Below are 17,498 nucleotides of genomic sequence, written 5' to 3'. Positions count from 1 at the left end.
TTAAAAACCAGACATCGTACCCGTATATTCAAAGTCTTTTAGTTTTGACCAACCTTGAACCGTGTCTCCCAAGCGTTTACTAAAATACATGATCGAAACCCACTGTTCTTGGCCATCATCATAGGTGCTATAAGCAGTGATATGGTCATTTTTAATCATAAACAGATCCTTGATTTTACAAGCATCGCTCGGTGCTGAATGAAAATACACTCTGGTTGGAGCAATCACTTTCATGCCCCAACGTGGAATAATCTGGACTTCTTTTTGTTCTGCCTTTTCCTCAAGTTTTACACAATCTTCAGCATGTAATAAAGGGGCAACTGAACAGAATAGGCCCATAGATAAAAGCGTCTTCATATACTTTAATTCCATCATGTTCAGCATTGCAAAGTCCAAATTAGAACTGCAATGGCAGCTATATCGATCTCATTTTAGTTTAACGCTTAGAACCGCGATGAATGTTATGTACAATTAAGCCGCGACATCTTCAAAACTTTTCTCACGGCGAAACATCACATCGACATAAGAACAGGTCGGGATAATTTTCAGGTTTTTCTCACGTGAAAAATCAACCAGAGTATCCAACAGCAAACGCGCCACACCTTGACCCCGCAGTGAATCATCGACCCAAGTATGGTTGGCATCAATGGTTGTATCGTCCCGCCAAATATAGCTAATTTCAGCAATGCGCTGACCGTCTGCATTATTTAAAAAAAACTCACCTTTTTGATCACGATCTACATGTTGAAATTGCATAGCATACTCGTTGAATGGATTGATTTATCGTTCTCTATCTTAGTGGAATAAAACATCATGAATAGATGGATCTTTGTCGAATACCGATTTGGAAAACGGACACAGGGGTAAAATTTTCACGCCCTTATCACGGGCAAAGTTAACCAAAACATCCAATAACTGACGCCCCACATGTTGCCCACGGAGCAACTCACTGACCCAAGTGTGATCAATGATAAATTTATCATCCCCAGCCCAACTATAAGTCATTTCCGCCACACGCTCGTTTTCTTGCTCAACAAAAACTTCGCCTTTACTATCTGTTTCTTGATGTTGAATTTTCATTATTATTCCTCTAGCTGATTATGCTGCTTTTTTAGCTTGCCACAAATTGAAGCAAAATTTTGTCTCATTTATATTTCATCTACAATTTTCTTTAATATTTGCTCAAACCATAAAAATATGCGATGCTTAGCTCACTTTTGGATCAAATCCAAAACCAAATTTATGTTGAACAAGGGGAGTAGCCTCCTCCAAACGTGAAAAATCAATGCCATGCATAACGTTCACGTGTCAGATTATCGTCATTACACTTTGCAAAAAGTCGGTATCTGAGCATTTTAGCGCACAAAATACATACGCTAAAATGTAGGCAAGACCTTGATCATGTTGTCACAGATGTTTTATTTCATCTGGCAGCAGGTCAAGGTTTTTTTGTGGCCGATTGCTGGATGTGGAGGATTTCATGGAATCTATCGGCAATTTATGGCTATACCTTGCTTTTTTCGGCATTGTTACCGTGATGCTACTGATCGACTTTTTAGGCTTTAAACAAAAAGAAGGTCAAGAAGTTAAAATCAAAACCGCCGCGTTATGGAGTATTGCATGGGTTTCCGTCGCATCACTCTTTGGTGCAGGTCTCTGGTTGTATTTACAACAAACTGCAGGTGTCACTGTGGCCAATACCAAGGTCATGGAGTACTTCGCAGGTTATTTACTTGAAAAATCTTTAGCCGTCGACAACGTCTTTGTCTGGCTGATGATCTTTGCTGCTTTTGCCATCCCACCTGCACTACAACGCCAATTATTGCTGTATGGTGTATTGGGCGCGATTATTCTACGTACCATCTTTATTTTTATTGGCGCGTGGTTCGTGCAAGAGTTCTCATGGATTCTGTATATCTTCGGTGCGTTCTTGGTGTATACGGGTTTCAAATTCTTCAAAGGGCAAAACGAAGAAGAAACCAATATCGAAGATATGGCGATCTTAAAATGGTTGCGTAAACATATGCGGATTACCCCGCAAATGCATGGCAATAAGTTCTTTGTCCGTCAAAACGGGATGTTGTGGGCAACGCCGCTGTTCTTGGTGTTAATTTTAGTTGAAGCGTCGGATGTAATTTTCGCGGTGGATTCCATTCCTGCAATTTTCGCGGTGACTTCTGATCCGTTTATTGTGTTGACTGCAAACTTAATGGCAATTTTGGGTCTACGTGCGATGTTCTTCTTGTTGTCTGGTACAGCAACCAAGATGCATTACCTACCGTATGGTTTAGGTATTATCTTGGTATTCATCGGCTTTAAGATGCTCATGCTGGATGTGTTCCACATGCCAATTTGGATTTCACTGGGCTTTATTGTGTTGGTGCTGACCATTACTGCGATCTTGTCGATTCGATACAGTAAGAAACATCATCAAACCACCCTCTAATGTTTTAAAAAAGCCTTCCTCTGTGAAGGCTTTTTTGATGGCTAAATCTTAAATTGTACAAGACTTAATCCTATGATTTTCTGTGCAAATGTACTGTACTTTATGCAAACAGCTCCCTATGATAAGCGGGCTTAAAACCCTTGGTTTTACCTGTAAAAATAAAAGAACCTGAAGGTTGCTCATCCATGCGTACCAAAAAATTAACTCTTGTTGTAGTGCCCGTTTTACTCACGGCATGTAGCGGTTCTAAAACCCTACAACAGGATGTTTACAATAACCAATACAACTGCTACCAAGACTGGCATTTTGAACTGTGCGAACCTGCTAACGAAAATAGTGAATCGAGCTATAGTGGCTCTACTGGGGTTTATATCGGCCCACAATATTATAAAAACAACCGTAAAGTCCGTTACATGGGCAAAGTCTTGAAAGCTCGCGGACGTCATTCGATGGGCACACCCAGAATCTCGACTCACGTTTTTAGCCATGCCAAATCCCAACCCATTCGTGGAGGCTTCGGCCGTGGCGGGGGCTCATTCGGAGGTTAATACATGAAACGAGTTCTATTCCCTGAGCGTGCAAACTGGCAACAGGCGCATCAAGAGATTGGTTTTGACTACTACAACTTGCCGTCGCGGGATGGTTCAATGTATTGGTCAGAAGGGGTGGCTTATGAGTTTAGCCTCAAGCAAATTGAACAGCTTGAAGATGCCTCGAACGAATTACACCAGATGTGCCTTGAAGTGGCAGGGGATATGATTCAACGCGGTCATTATCCCGAATATTTTCAACTCCCCCCAGCAGCGATTCCTCTGATTGAGCACTCATGGAAAAACCAAGCGCCGATGCTGTATGGCCGTTTCGATTTTGCCTATGATGGTCAAGCCATCAAAATGCTGGAATACAATGCCGATACGCCAACGGGTTTACTCGAAGCCTCAGTTGCACAGTGGCATTGGATTGAACAGGTCGAAAATATTGCAAACCGTGATCAGTTCAACAGCATTCATGAAAAGCTGATTGAGCGCTGGAAACAGCTCTATCCTGCGCGTAGCCGTGTCCATTTCGCAGCCTGCCAAGAAGCAGGGCGTGAAGATTGGGGTAATTTAGAATACCTCATGGATACCGCTTTTCAGGCAGGCTTAAATGTCAGCGAACTGTCGATGGAAAACATTGGTTGGAATGGCACCGCCTTTGTCGATTTGCATCAGCAAGAGATTCAGCATTTATTTAAGCTGTATCCGTGGGAATGGATTTGGGAAGAAAATTTTTCACAGTTTCTCAAACCTGAAACCGAATGGATTGAACCATGTTGGAAAATGCTACTCTCGAATAAAGCCCTATTGATCGAGCTATGGAAACGCTTTCCGAATCATCCATTGTTGTTAGAAACCCACGCTTATGATGCGCACGCCCACTACGCAGGGAAATGGGTGCGTAAGCCCATCTTAGCGCGCGAAGGCGCAAATATTAATATCTTACAAAACAATGTCGATTGCGGCGCAGCCTCAGGTAGTTTTTACTTCGATGACTACGACAAATATGGTTATGTCATGCAGCGCTGGGTAAAAACTCCGTTGCATGAAGGCATGCTGCCCACCTTGGGACTTTGGATGGTCGGAGATGAATGTGCGGGGATGTCACTGCGTGAAGATGTGTTTGATGTGATTGGTAATGATGCGCATTTTGCTGCACATTATTTTGTGGAATAAAGTGGCGCTCTAAATCACCTATTTAAAATAGATGTCCAAAGATTAATGCGGGTCTGTTCAGGCATTTTAGTAGAAGCACTATCACTTTTGGGTTATTCACGAGGGAGTCTTATCTTTTTTAAGTTCGATACTGGGAGCTCAATTCTTCTTTTGTTTCGCCAAATGAGAAGCGAAGCTTCGTAAGAAAAGCATTTGTCCTCCGCAAAACCTGTTCACTTTCTATAATTTAAAAATTTGTGTTGCAAAAACAATCTATTCCAAACACTACGCAGGTTGTGAATGATGCTTCCGAGTATCAAAAAATGTTTAAATTGAAAAAGAGAATGCCTGTCAAATCTAAAACTGACAGGCATACATTCGAAAACAATATTTTTTTCAAGCTTAAATGGTATGCGCTTTAACCCGCTTCATATAAGACACCAAACGCGTGAAAAACAAGATTTGCAGGAAGATGGTAAATAGCGAAATAGTCCATTCATACCAATCATCAAATGCTGTGCCTTCTAGATTAAAAGCAAAATAAAGGCCCAATAACACTGCACCAAACACAACACCAGCCACGGTGGTTTGTACCAAAATGGGAAAAGACAACGCTGTGATTCGACCTAGGAAATGCTCACCCTCATCCCCGCCATTGGCTTTATAAGCACTTTGAATCCCGATAAACATAATCAATAAAGTCAGAAGTCCCTCAATACCAATCACACGGACATCCCCATAGGGTGAATACATACCGTAGTAATACACCACTGAAACCAGTAAGGCGGTGACTAAGTAATAATTTTTATAATGCTTTTTATCGAGGGTATTGCTAGATAATTCATGTGCTAATGCTTTGGTATTCCAAAAATACATGCCGGTCATTGTCTCTTATTTTATCAATGCCGACACTGTACTGACTCAGCATTTAAAGATAAAGACTTTCTCAACAAAATTTTGCGAATAGATTGAATCATTTAAGCGCAAAGCTTGTGCTTATGTATGACATAAAAAATCATGATCTTATCGATGGCATGGATACATGTATGGCCTCAAAACAGTTCAATTTTTTAGAAAATACTGCTCCAGTCTTTCATTTAAAATCTAGCGTTCACAACACACATAAAAACTTCATTAAATAGCCGTGAAAAAAATCCAGTTTACGGTACAATCAATCGAAAAAAAGTCAAAACACAGGTTTAAAATGTCTTCTGTAGTTGCAACGACGGCGGTTCGCGGTCGCTTCCTAGATATTCAGAATACGGTTGCCCAAGCGCGTGAAATTCACGACCAAGTGCGTTACGTAGAAGATGGTTTACTGATTAGCCAAAATGGCAAAATCCAATGGTTTGGATCTTGGCAGGAGGGGCAACAGCACCTTCCTATTGGCATCGAGGTTCAGCACTATCCTGAACAATTGATTGTGCCGGGTTTTATCGACACCCACATTCATTTTCCACAAACAGAAATGGTGGGGGCCTATGGTGAACAGCTACTCGAATGGCTCAATACCTATACCTTCCCAACCGAATTACAATTTTCAGATAAAGCCTATGCCGACCAGATTGCCCAATTCTTTGTGCAAGAACTGCTAAAAAATGGCACCACCACAGCCTTGGTCTTCTGTACTGTGCATACCGAATCAGTCGATGCTTTATTTGAAGCAGCAGGGCAGCACCAGATGCGTCTGATCGCAGGTAAAGTCATGATGGACCGTCATGCACCTGAAGATCTGTGCGACACGCCTGACAGTGCTTATGCGGACTCTAAAGCACTGATTGAGAAATGGCATGGCAAGGGTCGTAACCTGTATGCGATTACGCCACGTTTTGCTCCAACCTCAACACCAGAGCAATTGGCTAAAGCAGGGCAGCTCAAAGCTGAATACCCAGATGTGTATGTGCATACGCATTTAAGTGAAAATAAAAATGAAATCGCTTGGGTAAAAGACTTATTCCCTGAACAGCAAGGTTATCTCGATGTTTATCATCACTTTGGCTTAACCGGTTCGCATTCGGTCTTTGCCCACTGCGTGCATTTAGAAGATGCTGAGTGGGACTGCATGCATCAGACGGATTCAGCCATTGCTTTTTGTCCGACCTCCAACCTATTTTTAGGCAGCGGTTTATTTCCATTGAACAAGACTTGGGAAAAGCAGGTAAAAGTTGGGCTGGGTACAGACATTGGTGCGGGGACCTCTTTTAACCAACTACAAACCCTCAATGAAGCCTATAAAGTGCAGCAGCTTCAGGGCGATAAACTGTCCGCGTTTGAGTCGCTCTACCACGCTACGCTGGGCGGTGCCAAAGCACTGAGCTTGGATGATAAACTCGGTAACTTTAATTTGGGCAAAGAAGCCGACTTTGTGGTGCTCGATCTCAAAGCAACCGCGCTGCAAGCATTACGTCAGCAACGTGCAAAAGGGATTGAAGATGCGTTATTTGCCCTGATGACCATGGGTGATGACCGTAATATTCATGCGACTTATATTTTTGGTCAGAAAGCCTATGTGCAAAACTAAGTAGCAAATAGCGAAAATTTAAGCAGCTAATCGAGTTTTGAAACAACTGTGATTTTCGCCTCTAAACCAAGCTGCATCCCGCCTGCAATGAAATGATTACATTTCCAGCGGGCAAAAGGGGGTGCATCTCGTTTAGAGATATATTAAAATTAATGCATATATAGAGGTGTTGCAGGTCAACGCCTTTTTTATTTTTGATTTTTTTAATTTTTAGGTATCTACCCATGACCGTTCAAATGAGCGTAATGATTTCTACTGAAGAGATTCAAGCGAAAGTAAAAGAGCTTGGTGCACAAATCGATGCGCATTATGCAAACAGTGATAAGGAACTCGTACTGATTGGTTTATTACGTGGTTCAGTCATTTTCATGGCAGACTTATGTCGTACGATTTCAAAACCCCATGAACTCGACTTCATGACGGTTTCAAGCTACGGTGGCGGTACGGTATCTTCACGTGATGTAAAAATTTTAAAAGATTTAGACGGCGAAATTCGCGGTAAAGATGTCTTGGTCATTGAAGACATCATCGACTCAGGCAACACCTTGAGCAAAGTACTCGAAATTTTAGAAACACGCTCTCCAAACTCAATTGAACTTTGCACCTTGGTCAGCAAACCTTCACGCCGTGAAATTGAACTCGATGTGAAGTTTTTAGGTTTTAATGTCGAAGATCGATTCATTGTGGGTTATGGCTTAGACTACGACCAAAAGTACCGTCATTTGCCATTTATTGGTGAAATTGGTCTTTAAGAGCAATCGATAAAAGAGTGGCCAAAGGCCACTTTTTTTATTTTTACTGTTAGCCAAGTACATAAAACATACAGTTTTTAGCAGATTCGCTCTACTGCACAGTCGCATTATGCCTGATGATATTTTTGCACATGATGTAAAAACAAAGACATGATAAAAAAGGAGCTGGCTCATGTGGTCACTTATTGTTGCAATCGTGATTGGTTTTATTGCAGGTCTCATCGCACGTGCTATCCATCCTGGCGATGACAAAGCGGGATTTATTGTCACTACTTTACTGGGGATTGCAGGTTCTCTCGTAGCCACTTATGGTGGTCGTTTACTTGGTCTATATAGTGAAGGCTCTGCCGCAGGCTTTATTGCGTCAGTTATTGGGGCCATTGTTATTCTATTCATTTACAACATGGTCACCAAAAAAACCTAAACTCATCCATTAAAAAAAGCACCGTTTCAGGTGCTTTTTTTATGTATCTTTGAACTCTTATAAGCCCAGTTCACGCCACATATTTTCAATAGTGGTTGAAGGCACAGCACCATTCACTTTAAAGCCATTTGAGAAAATAACCACAGGCGTCCCTTGTAAACCCAGACTACGACCGAGTTGAATGTTGCGCTCAATTGGATTGGCACACGGTTTTTTCGACGTTGGCTGAGTCCCTTTTGCAATCAAATTTTTCCATGCGAGGGCAGGGTCTGCTTCACAAAACACTTGTTTCGACGGTGCAATCGATTGCGCCTTAATAGCATAAATAAAGGTATAGATGGTCACATCATTCAGTTTATTCAGCTCAGCCTCTAACTGCTTACAGTAAGGACAGTTTGGGTCTGAAAAAACCGCCAATTGGCGTTTGCCGTTGCCTTTAACGCTTTTAATGGCATCTTTTAGCGGCAGCTTGTTCCAATCAAGCGAGTTTTGTTGCACATATAAGGCAGCACTTAAATTTTTCTGATCTTTTAAGCGCACCATCGAACCTGCAATCACATGCTCAGCCGCTTCGCCTAAATACACAATTTCACCATCTAAAGATCCGCTATAAATGCCCGACATTTCTGTTTTTTGAATATTTTGAACATGAATATTTGGATAATTCTTTTTTAAGTTGGCTTGAACACTTTCTACGCTGGCCATACTCATGCTTGCAATTGCACTTGTGAGTAGTGCCAAACCCAGTTTTTTTATCATCACTTTTTGCTCTTTCAATCGGAGAACCACGGCGCTAGTGTAGAGCGTATTATTCAAGCATTGAATCATTTTTTCCTTGGCTTTACCGAAACCCAACACGCCTTGCTTATGAACTGGCCAAAGTTTCACGTGGAACAGTGAGGGCTGTGCTATTAATTTCCACCGAGACATGAACAATTTCTTCATGAATCGAGAGCATTGCCCGCACGCGATCCGCAGTTAAGTCTACCGTCGTTTCTAAAGCCAAAATGCAGGAAAACTTGCCTTTGCCTACTTTCCAAACATGTAAATCGGTCAAGGTCGTATGCGGTAGTTCTGCCAACACTTCGCGAATTTCATCCACCACATGATGATCCATTTCAGCATCTAACAAGGTTTTTCCCGTTTCTTGCATTAAGCTCAGTGCCCATTTAGCCACCAGTATTGAACCTACGATCCCAAGAGCAGCATCGAGAAAATCCCAACCCAAATATTTACCAAAAATCAGTGCGATAATCGCGAAAATAGAAGTCACTGCATCTGCCACCACATGCATAAATGCAGCTTTCTGATTTAAATCATGATGATGGCTATGTACTTCTGATGCATGATCATGAGCGTGATGGTGATGGTGATGGTGATGGTGATGGTGATGGTGATGGTCACCATCGTGCAGCAACCATGCACAGATTAAATTCACCAATAAGCCTAAAATCGCAATTGGAATCGCTTCGTTATAATGAATTTGTACAGGCGAGAATAGACGCTGAATCGAGTGAAAAGCCATAGAACCTGCTACTACCATCAGCAAAATAGCACTGCTGTAACCTGCAAGAATTTCAATTTTCCATGTGCCGAAACTAAAGCGCTGATCATGGGCATAATGCCGTGCAGCACGATAGGCAAAATAAGCCAAACCCAGTGCCAACATATGCGAACTCATATGCCAACCATCCGCCAGCAAAGCCATTGATTGGAAAATCCATCCACCAATCACTTCTAATAACATCATGACTGCCGTTAAAATGGTCGCCATTAAAATCCGTTTTTGTGCCAGTGGATTACCGTCATCAAAATGATGCGTATGCTGACGTGATGGGGTATTTTGCATTTAAAATCATTCACCAATATACTCCCCCTTAGTATATTTATTTTTGGAGCAATGTGTTGAGTCATTTGCATGAAGATAAAAAAATTTTAAACCGTGTGAAACGCTTACAAGGACAGGTCAAGGCCGTTGAACTCTCGATCACACATCCCGATGCCAGTTGTATCGACGTTTTACAACAAGTCGCTGCTATTAAAGGCGCGGTCAATGGGCTGATGAATGAACTGGTTGAAGCACACTTACGCCATCATGTATTAGCACAAGCTGAACAGGTCAATGAAGAAGAGTTGGCTGAGTTCTTAAAACTGCTGAAACGCTATGGCTAAGTTTTATTGCGTTCTTTTTCAAGTTTTTAGTTGACCATTTTTTCCACAAACCGATACACTGTTGCTCTCTATCCTTTTTCTCTTGGGCATCAAAATATTCTTGTTTTGACCGAGAGAGCCGCATGGCATTTGCATGACAACAACCACTTCTTGGCGTCCATTTTGTATGGTCAGCCTCGCCTTAATGATGGGAACGATGGGGACTGCCTTAGCCAGTCCACTTTACCCGCTGTATCAAGCCTTATGGCATCTGGTGCCGAGTCAGATCACCTATATTTTTGTGGCTTATATGTTTGGTTGTCTCGCTACTTTACTGTTTCTCGGCCGGACCAGTAATAGCATTGGCTATTTACGAACCTTACAAGTAGGGTTGGTGTTTATTAGCATCGGGTTGGTGATTTCCGCTTATGCTTCTGATGCTCTCATTTTATCTTTGGGGCGCTTTATTATTGGTATTGCATCTGGTTTGATGACCACTTCGGCCTTACTGGGACTGATGTATACCGTGCCCAAAAGCCATCAACAGATTGCACCACAACTGAGTTCGATTATTACCGCAGTAGGCTTTGGCTTAGGCCCGCTGATTGGTGGCCTGATAGCTCAATTTTCAGAATATCCGTTGGTCAGTCCTTATCTACCCGTTATTCTTGGCGCTGTACTGTGTTTCTTTGGTTTATTTTGGGTTGAGTCTCCTACATTTACCGCACAGCCCTTTAGTATCGCCCCAAAGCTACTCCGACCAGAAGTGCAATATCATCAGTTGTTTTTCATTGTTGGATTTACCGCATTTAGTGCCTTTGCCGCGTTTAGTTTATTTGCATCCTTATCCCCGTCATTTGTGCGGGATATTTTGCCGTGGCACGGCCCCCTCATTAGCGGTTCAGCCATTACCAGTATTTTAATTGTCTCTGCCGTGGTGCAGTATTTTGCCAGAAGTATTCCTGCTTATAAGTGCCTCAACTATGGCTTAATTACCTTGATTGCAAGCTTAGGCATTTTGGCGCTGTGTATGCTATTTCAACTGAGTGCATTTTTCTTTATCAGTGATTTTCTCGTTGGTGTCGGACATGGCCTGACCTTGATTGGTTCCTTTGGTCTCATTCATGCCATGACCACCTTAGAGAATCGTGCTGCAGTAATGTCGACTTATCTTTTTATTGGTTATTTGGGCACGATTGTGCCCATTGTAGCTGTGGGTTATTTGGCAGATCACTTTGGATTAAGCTTCGGGGTCATTAGCTTTTGCATTGTCATCGCTTTATTGTGTTTTTATCTGTGGTTTGCGCATAAAAGCAGTATACGTCTAGCTTCTGCATAGAAAGAGTGAAGTCAAAATCATTTGGATTTAGATCGTTCTTCAGATGCCATTTTTCAGTCTACCCTTGCTATAACTTAGGTTCTTTTCTTGTTGGCATGGGCTAAGTCCGTATGTTCATTTAAATACTGGCTTAAATGTTCTAAAAAATAGGACACTCTTGGTGAGTGCTCGAGCCGATCCATATAAATCGCATAGATATCGGCAGGGGGCGTCTCATAGTCCTGCAAGACTTGAACTAAACGACCACTTTTTAAATACTTAGCCACGTCCCATTCAGCGCGCATTAAAATACCATGACCATCGAGTGCCCAACCAATGGTGACTTGGCCATCATTGCTACTCAATTTTCCATGCACTTTAACGGTCTCTTCGTTATCCCCTTGAGTTAAACGCCAGTTCGCATATGCCGCATCATTTTGTCTTAACACAATGCATTGGTGCAAGGTCAGTTCGCGTGGCGTAAGTGGTGCCCCAGCGTGCGCCAAATAACGCGGAGAAGCACATAGAAGCCGTCGATTGGCCGCAATTTTTTTCGCAATTAGTCGTGAGTCTGGTACCTGCCCAAAGTGAATCGAGACATCAATCGCATCATTCGGCAGATGAATCGGGCGATCAGTCAGATGTAACTGGACCTCTATATCTGGAAATTTTCGCGCAAAGTCTGACATCGCAGGAGCAATGTAGGTTCGACCAAAACCAAACGGTGCATTCACTCGCAGTAAGCCCTTAGGGGTGGTGCGACTGCGCGCTACTTGCTGTTCCATTTCTTCAATTTCTTTCAAGATTCGCGAAGCATTCTCAAAATAAATTTCGCCTTCATTGGTCAAACTGATGCGCCTGGTGGTCCGATTCAACAACCGAACCCCTAAACGCTCTTCCATTTGTGTCAGACGTCGGGACACAGCAGGGGGCGTTAAATTCAACTCACGCGCTGTTGCAACCAGACTGCCCTGTTTTATTAGTAAACAAAAAAATGCTAATTCGGTATCTGAGCTCATGATTATTCAGTTTTTTGCAAGAGTGATTTAACTTTATATCGATTCATCGGTTTTGCAAAGTCTCTAATATCCCTATCACGTTACCCCCCAAACAACATATCTCACCCAAGCAAGGAAACTTGAGTGAGTCATAAAGTCCACCGTGTAAGGACAACGGTGCACAAACGGGGAGCTGTTTCGCCAAACTCGATTGCGGTGTGACTTCGACCGAATCGGGAGGTAATCGCTACTGATATGGAGATAAGCCATGGACATGGATATCGAGAAACGGACGCTACGCAAAATCACTTGGCGTATTGTGCCGTTTATCATGATTTTATATTTAATTGCCTATATTGATAGGGTCAATATTGGTTTTGCTGCCATTACCATGAAAGAAGATTTGGGCTTTACCGCTTCGATTCTCGGTTTTGGCGCAGGAATTTTCTTTTTGGGCTATTTCCTCTTTGAAGTTCCCTCCAACATTATTTTGCACAAAGTCGGCGCTCGCATTTGGATTGCACGGGTCATGGTGACTTGGGGCATTATTGCTGGCGGGATGGCCTTTGTCGAAAGCTCAACCAGCTTTTATGTTATGCGATTTTTACTCGGTGTCGCCGAAGCAGGCTTTTTCCCCGGCATTATTTTGTATTTAAGCTACTGGTTCCCTGCACGAAACCGAGCAGGGGTAATTGCCTTATTTATGGCTGCCGCCCCTATAGCCACGGCGATTGGTTCTCCTATTTCAGCAGCATTACTGGAAATGCACGGCATCATGGGCTTAGCAGGTTGGCAACGGATGTTCCTGATTGAAGCCATTCCTGCGGTGATCCTAGGCGTCGTAGTGTTTTTCTATATGACAGATCGACCTGAAAAAGCCGCGTGGTTAAAACCCGATGAGCGTGAATGGTTGGTTAAAACCATGCAAGCAGAAGATGCCAATAAAGGAGGGCAACAGCAGCACAGTATTTTACGCGGACTCGCCAATCCACGCGTGCTTGCTCTGGCACTCATTTATTTCGGTACCTCAGCGGGGCTGTATACCCTTGGCATTTGGGCACCTCAAATCATTAAAGAACTGGGTGTCAGCTCAATGACCGTCGGTCTATTGAACGCTATTCCTCCTATTATCTCTGTGGTTGCCATGATTTTGTGGTCACGTCACTCCGACAAAACCAATGAACGCACATGGCATGTGGCTTTGGCTTGTTTAACCGCAGCTGTGGGGCTCGCGATTGCAGCCAGTACTGGCAGTATGTTTGGCCTGATTGCAGCATTAACCATTGTCAACGTCGGCATCAGTTGCTCTAAACCGCCACTGTGGAGCATGCCAACCATGTTTCTATCGGGCGCAGCAGCAGCGACAGGCATCGCAACCATTAACTCGATTGGGAACTTAGGTGGCTTTGCGGGTCCAGCCATGATCGGTTGGGTTAAAGATCAAACTGGAAGCTTTGCAGGCGGTTTGTATTTCGTTGCAGGTCTGCTGATTTTATCTACCGTCCTGACCCTCGTTTTAAGTTTTACTCAAAAAAACAAAGCCAGTTCGGCTGAATTGAGTAATTCATGATCTTCATTTTTACCTTATTCGATATTCGAGCGAATTGAACGCTTAACAAGGAGCCTCCCATGGACAAAGAACTTGCCGTACAGTCCCTCACGGACACCATGGCCAAATTTACAGCCTATATTGGCAAACGTTTACCCAAAGATGTCAAAAGCAAACTGATTGAGCTGAAAACATTGGAAACCAACCCATTGGCCAAATCAATTTATGATTCAATGGATGAAAACCAAGAAGCAGCAGATCGACTAAACCGTCCCAGCTGCCAAGACACAGGCGTGATTCAATATTTTGTTGAAGCGGGTGCGCATTTCCCACTGTTGGGCGAATTGCAGGAAATTTTACGTGAAGCGACCGAAGAGGCAACCCGTACAGGCCCCTTGCGCCACAATGCAGTTGAAACCTTTGATGAGAAAAACACCGGCACCAATACGGGCACCCAAATTCCGTGGCTAGACTGGCGCATCGTCCCGGAACAGGATACCTGTACCATCGATGTCTATATGGCAGGCGGCGGGTGTACCTTGCCAGGTGCAGCTAAAGTTTTGATGCCAGGTCAAGGCTATGAAGGTGTAGCCGAGTTCGTGATGGATGTGATTACCGAGCGTGGTGTGAATGCTTGCCCGCCATTACTGGTCGGTGTCGGGGTGTCCACTTCAGTTGAAACCGCTGCACGCTTGTCCAAACTGGCCATTATGCGCCCTGTAGACTCAAGAAGTGATAACCCACGCGCTGCGCTGATGGAAGACTTGCTGGAACAAGGCTTGAATGAAATTGGCATTGGCCCACAGGGCTTAACAGGCAATAACAGCGTCATGGGCGTCAATATTGAGTCTTCGGCTCGTCACCCATCCACCATTGGCGTGGCAGTCAACACCGGTTGCTGGGCACACCGCCGTGGCAAAATTAAAATTAACCCTGATATGTCTTATGAAATTCTGTCACACGAAGGAGTTGTGCTATGAAAAAAGTACTGACCACCCCATTACGTGATGAAGACTTAGCCGATCTTAAAATTGGTGACGTGGTATATCTAACTGGACGTCTAGTTACTTGTCGTGATGTGGCACATCGCCGCTTAATTGAACAAGGTCGACAACTTCCCGTGAATTTAGAAGGCGGTGCGATTTTCCATGCCGGTCCAATCGTGCGTAAAAAGGATGATGGCGGTTTTGAAATGGTCTCTATTGGGCCCACCACCAGTATGCGTATGGAAAAATTTGAACGCGAATTTATCAAACAAACTGGGGTGAAACTGATTGTGGGTAAAGGTGGCATGGGCCCTGAGACTGTCGCAGGCTGTCAGGAACACAAAGCAGTCCATGCGATTTTCCCTGGAGGATGTGCGGTACTGGCAGCCACTCAAGTCGAGGAAATTGAAGGCGCTGAATGGCAAGACCTCGGGATGCCTGAAACCTTATGGATTAACCGCGTCAAGGTATTTGGCCCGCTGATCATCTCGATTGATACTCATGGCAATAATCTTATTCAGCAGAATAAAACCCAGTTCCAAGCCAAAAAGAAACCAGTGCTGGATCGGATTAGTAATGAACTGAGTTTTATTAAATAGTGCTTTACAGACAGCACCTCAAACGATCCTGTTTGGTGTTGTCTATCTCTCTTTATTTTAACTCTAAGCCTGCATTTGGTCAGACACATCACAGCCAAATCAGGCATTTCTCTTCACTTGTGTCCCTATTCACCACAACGTCTCGACGTTTAATCCATACTTCTTTTAGTAGACTACGGACATTGCAATCGATGTAACGAGATCAAGCTCATGATGGATCATGTAACCATAAAAAAACCGCTCTATATTCCCTATGCAGCTCATTCACTTTTAGAACTGCCGTTGTTGAATAAAGGAGCTGCATTTTCAATACAAGAACGCAATACCTTCAATTTACACGGCCTAATTCCACACGTGATTGAAACCATTGAGGAACAAAGTCGCCGCTCCTATCAGCAGTATTTATCTTTTAATGATGACATCAACAAACATATCTATTTACGCAATATCCAAGATACCAACGAAACCCTGTTTTATCATCTGCTCAAACATCACTTAAGTGAAATGATGCCGATCATTTACACCCCAACTGTGGGTGAGGCCTGCCAACGTTTTTCCGATATTTATCGCCGACATCGTGGCATTTTTATTTCCTACCCAGATCGCGCGCATATTGATGAAATTCTATACAACGTCAACCGCAAAAATGTCAAAGTTATCGTGATGACCGATGGAGAGCGGATCTTAGGTCTTGGTGATCAAGGCATTGGCGGCATGGGGATTCCCATTGGCAAACTGTCGCTTTATACCGCCTGTGGAGGCATCAGTCCAGCCTATACTTTGCCTATTACGCTGGATGTTGGGACCAATAACCAACAGTTACGCAACGATCCGCTGTATTTGGGTTGGAACCACCCCCGTATTAGTGGCGATGAATACAATCAATTTATCGATGATGTGATTCGTGCCATTCAACGACGCTGGCCGAAAGCTCTGATTCAATTTGAAGATTTTGCTCAGCAAAATGCCATGCCTTTACTAACTACCTACCGTGAACAAATCTGTTGTTTTAATGATGATATTCAAGGTACGGCGGCTGTAGCGTTAGCTAGCCTGATTGCAGCATCTCATGTGGTGAAAAAGCAGGTAAAAGATCAAACGATTGTTATTTTAGGTGCAGGTTCAGCAGGCTGTGGTATTGCAGAACAAATTATTGCACAAATGAAAATTGAAGGGCTCAGCGACCATGAAGCACGCTCACGTCTTTATTTGGTGGATCGCTTTGGTTTAATGACTGAACAGCAACCCAACTTACTCGATTTTCAAAGCAAGTTGGCGCAGCCTTTGCGTGCCATTGAGACATGGGCAAATGTAGCGCCAGAGATTTCTCTGCTCGAAGTCATTCAGCATGCCAAACCCACAGTATTAATCGGTGTTTCAGGACAAACTGGCTTATTTAGTGAAGAGATTATTCGCGCACTGGCTGAAAACTGTGAACGCCCGATCGTCTTTCCCTTGTCCAATCCCACCTCTCAGGTCGAAGCGCTCCCCGCAGATATTATTCAATGGACAGAGGGTAAAGCCTTAATCGCAACAGGCAGTCCATTTGCACCAGTACATCATCAAGGCCATATTTACCCCATTGCTCAGTGCAATAATGCTTATATTTTTCCTGGGGTTGGTCTAGGTGTCATTGCCGCAGGTGCGCAAAGCGTGACCGACCTGATGTTAATGGCCGCGAGTAATGCTTTAGCCAGCTGTTCACCCATGCTGAAAAACCCAGACCATGATTTACTGCCAAGTATTGATGCCATTCAGAACATCTCTAAAATTATCGCCTTGCAGGTAGGGCTTGCCGCGATACGGGAAGGGGTTGCCCCATTAATGGACCAAGCCAGTTTGCAAAAAGCCATTGAGATGCATGTGTGGAAACCCGAATATCGAGATTACCGACGAATTACCTTTTGATTGGCTTCTTACAGCATAGGAATCTCATAAATTTTTTGCGCCAAAGAGAAGCTCAATAGCAGCACTAACCACCCTATGTATAAAAAAGCACCCAGCCTTTAAAACTGAGTGCTTTTTTATATCCATCTTCCTAAATAGGCACGATGCTAAATGTC

At 43.5% G+C, this 17,498-nt stretch carries 19 protein-coding genes; 12 read left to right on the top strand and 7 right to left on the bottom strand.

All coding sequences use genetic code 11. The features are described from left to right. The 3 genes from AC5EUN_RS16700 to AC5EUN_RS16690 form a co-directional block, all read right to left on the bottom strand. On the bottom strand, positions 1–384 hold the full coding sequence (locus AC5EUN_RS16700) for a hypothetical protein (RefSeq protein ID WP_493352478.1): 384 nt from the start codon (positions 382–384) through the stop codon (positions 1–3). Between the two features lie 87 nt (positions 385–471). Further along, entirely contained in the window at positions 472–756 is a 285-nt protein-coding gene (locus AC5EUN_RS16695) for a GNAT family N-acetyltransferase (RefSeq protein ID WP_087528470.1), read from the bottom strand. Between the two features lie 39 nt (positions 757–795). Continuing rightward, complete coding sequence (locus AC5EUN_RS16690) at positions 796–1,080, bottom strand: GNAT family N-acetyltransferase (protein WP_279697458.1); 285 nt, start codon at positions 1,078–1,080, stop codon at positions 796–798. Positions 1,081–1,480: 400 nt separating this feature from the next. Here AC5EUN_RS16690 and AC5EUN_RS16685 point away from each other — a divergent pair, with 400 nt between their 5' ends. From AC5EUN_RS16685 to AC5EUN_RS16675, 3 genes are all read left to right on the top strand, one after another. Then, a complete protein-coding gene (locus tag AC5EUN_RS16685; protein WP_183174405.1) occupies positions 1,481–2,446 on the top strand; it encodes a TerC family protein in 966 nt (321 codons plus the stop codon). 185 nt (positions 2,447–2,631) lie between these two features. Continuing rightward, complete coding sequence (locus tag AC5EUN_RS16680; protein WP_176536851.1) at positions 2,632–2,994, top strand: hypothetical protein; 363 nt, start codon at positions 2,632–2,634, stop codon at positions 2,992–2,994. 3 nt (positions 2,995–2,997) lie between these two features. Continuing rightward, a complete protein-coding gene (locus AC5EUN_RS16675) occupies positions 2,998–4,158 on the top strand; it encodes a glutathionylspermidine synthase family protein (protein ID WP_493352477.1) in 1,161 nt (386 codons plus the stop codon). Positions 4,159–4,539: 381 nt separating this feature from the next. Here AC5EUN_RS16675 and AC5EUN_RS16670 read toward each other — a convergent pair whose 3' ends face one another. Next, positions 4,540–5,013 carry a hypothetical protein gene (locus AC5EUN_RS16670; RefSeq protein ID WP_058870669.1) on the bottom strand — a complete coding sequence of 158 codons (474 nt, stop codon included), beginning with the start codon at positions 5,011–5,013 and terminating at the stop codon, positions 4,540–4,542. Positions 5,014–5,341: 328 nt separating this feature from the next. On the opposite strand from AC5EUN_RS16670, the gene guaD reads away from it, so the two are divergent. From guaD to AC5EUN_RS16655, 3 genes are all read left to right on the top strand, one after another. After that, entirely contained in the window at positions 5,342–6,658 is a 1,317-nt protein-coding gene (guaD, locus tag AC5EUN_RS16665) for a guanine deaminase (RefSeq protein ID WP_183174402.1), read from the top strand. A gap of 224 nt (positions 6,659–6,882) precedes the next feature. Then, complete coding sequence (gene hpt / locus AC5EUN_RS16660) at positions 6,883–7,410, top strand: hypoxanthine phosphoribosyltransferase (protein WP_004697480.1); 528 nt, start codon at positions 6,883–6,885, stop codon at positions 7,408–7,410. A 172-nt stretch (positions 7,411–7,582) separates the two neighbouring features. Continuing rightward, positions 7,583–7,834, top strand: coding sequence for a GlsB/YeaQ/YmgE family stress response membrane protein (locus AC5EUN_RS16655; RefSeq protein WP_004977734.1), 252 nt, complete (start codon positions 7,583–7,585; stop codon positions 7,832–7,834). A 57-nt stretch (positions 7,835–7,891) separates the two neighbouring features. On the opposite strand, the gene AC5EUN_RS16650 is transcribed toward AC5EUN_RS16655, so the two are convergent. Both AC5EUN_RS16650 and dmeF read right to left on the bottom strand, forming a co-directional pair. After that, positions 7,892–8,593 (bottom strand): DsbC family protein, encoded by a 702-nt coding sequence (locus tag AC5EUN_RS16650; RefSeq protein WP_493352476.1) that lies wholly within the window; start codon positions 8,591–8,593, stop codon positions 7,892–7,894. Positions 8,594–8,699: 106 nt separating this feature from the next. After that, positions 8,700–9,683 carry a CDF family Co(II)/Ni(II) efflux transporter DmeF gene (gene dmeF / locus AC5EUN_RS16645; protein WP_493352475.1) on the bottom strand — a complete coding sequence of 328 codons (984 nt, stop codon included), beginning with the start codon at positions 9,681–9,683 and terminating at the stop codon, positions 8,700–8,702. A 56-nt stretch (positions 9,684–9,739) separates the two neighbouring features. Here dmeF and AC5EUN_RS16640 point away from each other — a divergent pair, with 56 nt between their 5' ends. Beyond that, positions 9,740–10,006, top strand: a complete 267-nt coding sequence (locus AC5EUN_RS16640) for a metal/formaldehyde-sensitive transcriptional repressor (RefSeq protein WP_058870671.1) — start codon at positions 9,740–9,742, stop codon at positions 10,004–10,006. 133 nt (positions 10,007–10,139) lie between these two features. After that, positions 10,140–11,324: an MFS transporter gene (locus AC5EUN_RS16635; RefSeq protein ID WP_493352474.1), complete on the top strand. Its 1,185-nt coding sequence runs from the start codon at positions 10,140–10,142 to the stop codon at positions 11,322–11,324. A gap of 74 nt (positions 11,325–11,398) precedes the next feature. On the opposite strand, the gene AC5EUN_RS16630 is transcribed toward AC5EUN_RS16635, so the two are convergent. Then, on the bottom strand, positions 11,399–12,322 hold the full coding sequence (locus AC5EUN_RS16630) for a LysR family transcriptional regulator (protein WP_493352473.1): 924 nt from the start codon (positions 12,320–12,322) through the stop codon (positions 11,399–11,401). 247 nt (positions 12,323–12,569) lie between these two features. On the opposite strand from AC5EUN_RS16630, the gene AC5EUN_RS16625 reads away from it, so the two are divergent. The 4 genes from AC5EUN_RS16625 (at position 12,570) to AC5EUN_RS16610 (ending at position 17,343) form a co-directional block, all read left to right on the top strand. After that, on the top strand, positions 12,570–13,871 hold the full coding sequence (locus AC5EUN_RS16625) for an MFS transporter (protein WP_493352472.1): 1,302 nt from the start codon (positions 12,570–12,572) through the stop codon (positions 13,869–13,871). A gap of 59 nt (positions 13,872–13,930) precedes the next feature. Next, complete coding sequence (ttdA, locus tag AC5EUN_RS16620) at positions 13,931–14,830, top strand: L(+)-tartrate dehydratase subunit alpha (protein ID WP_062031161.1); 900 nt, start codon at positions 13,931–13,933, stop codon at positions 14,828–14,830. Continuing rightward, positions 14,827–15,435 (top strand): L(+)-tartrate dehydratase subunit beta, encoded by a 609-nt coding sequence (gene ttdB / locus AC5EUN_RS16615; protein WP_493352471.1) that lies wholly within the window; start codon positions 14,827–14,829, stop codon positions 15,433–15,435. The genes ttdA and ttdB overlap by 4 nt, the downstream gene beginning before the upstream one ends. A 210-nt stretch (positions 15,436–15,645) precedes the next feature. Continuing rightward, a complete protein-coding gene (locus AC5EUN_RS16610) occupies positions 15,646–17,343 on the top strand; it encodes an NAD-dependent malic enzyme (RefSeq protein ID WP_493352470.1) in 1,698 nt (565 codons plus the stop codon). The last annotated feature ends 155 nt before the right edge of the window (positions 17,344–17,498 follow it).

The organism is Acinetobacter sp. CAU_H_S170_2, assembly GCF_058890445.1.
The sequence above is the reverse complement of the archived record's forward strand: the minus strand, read 5'-3'. Positions and strand labels throughout refer to the sequence as shown.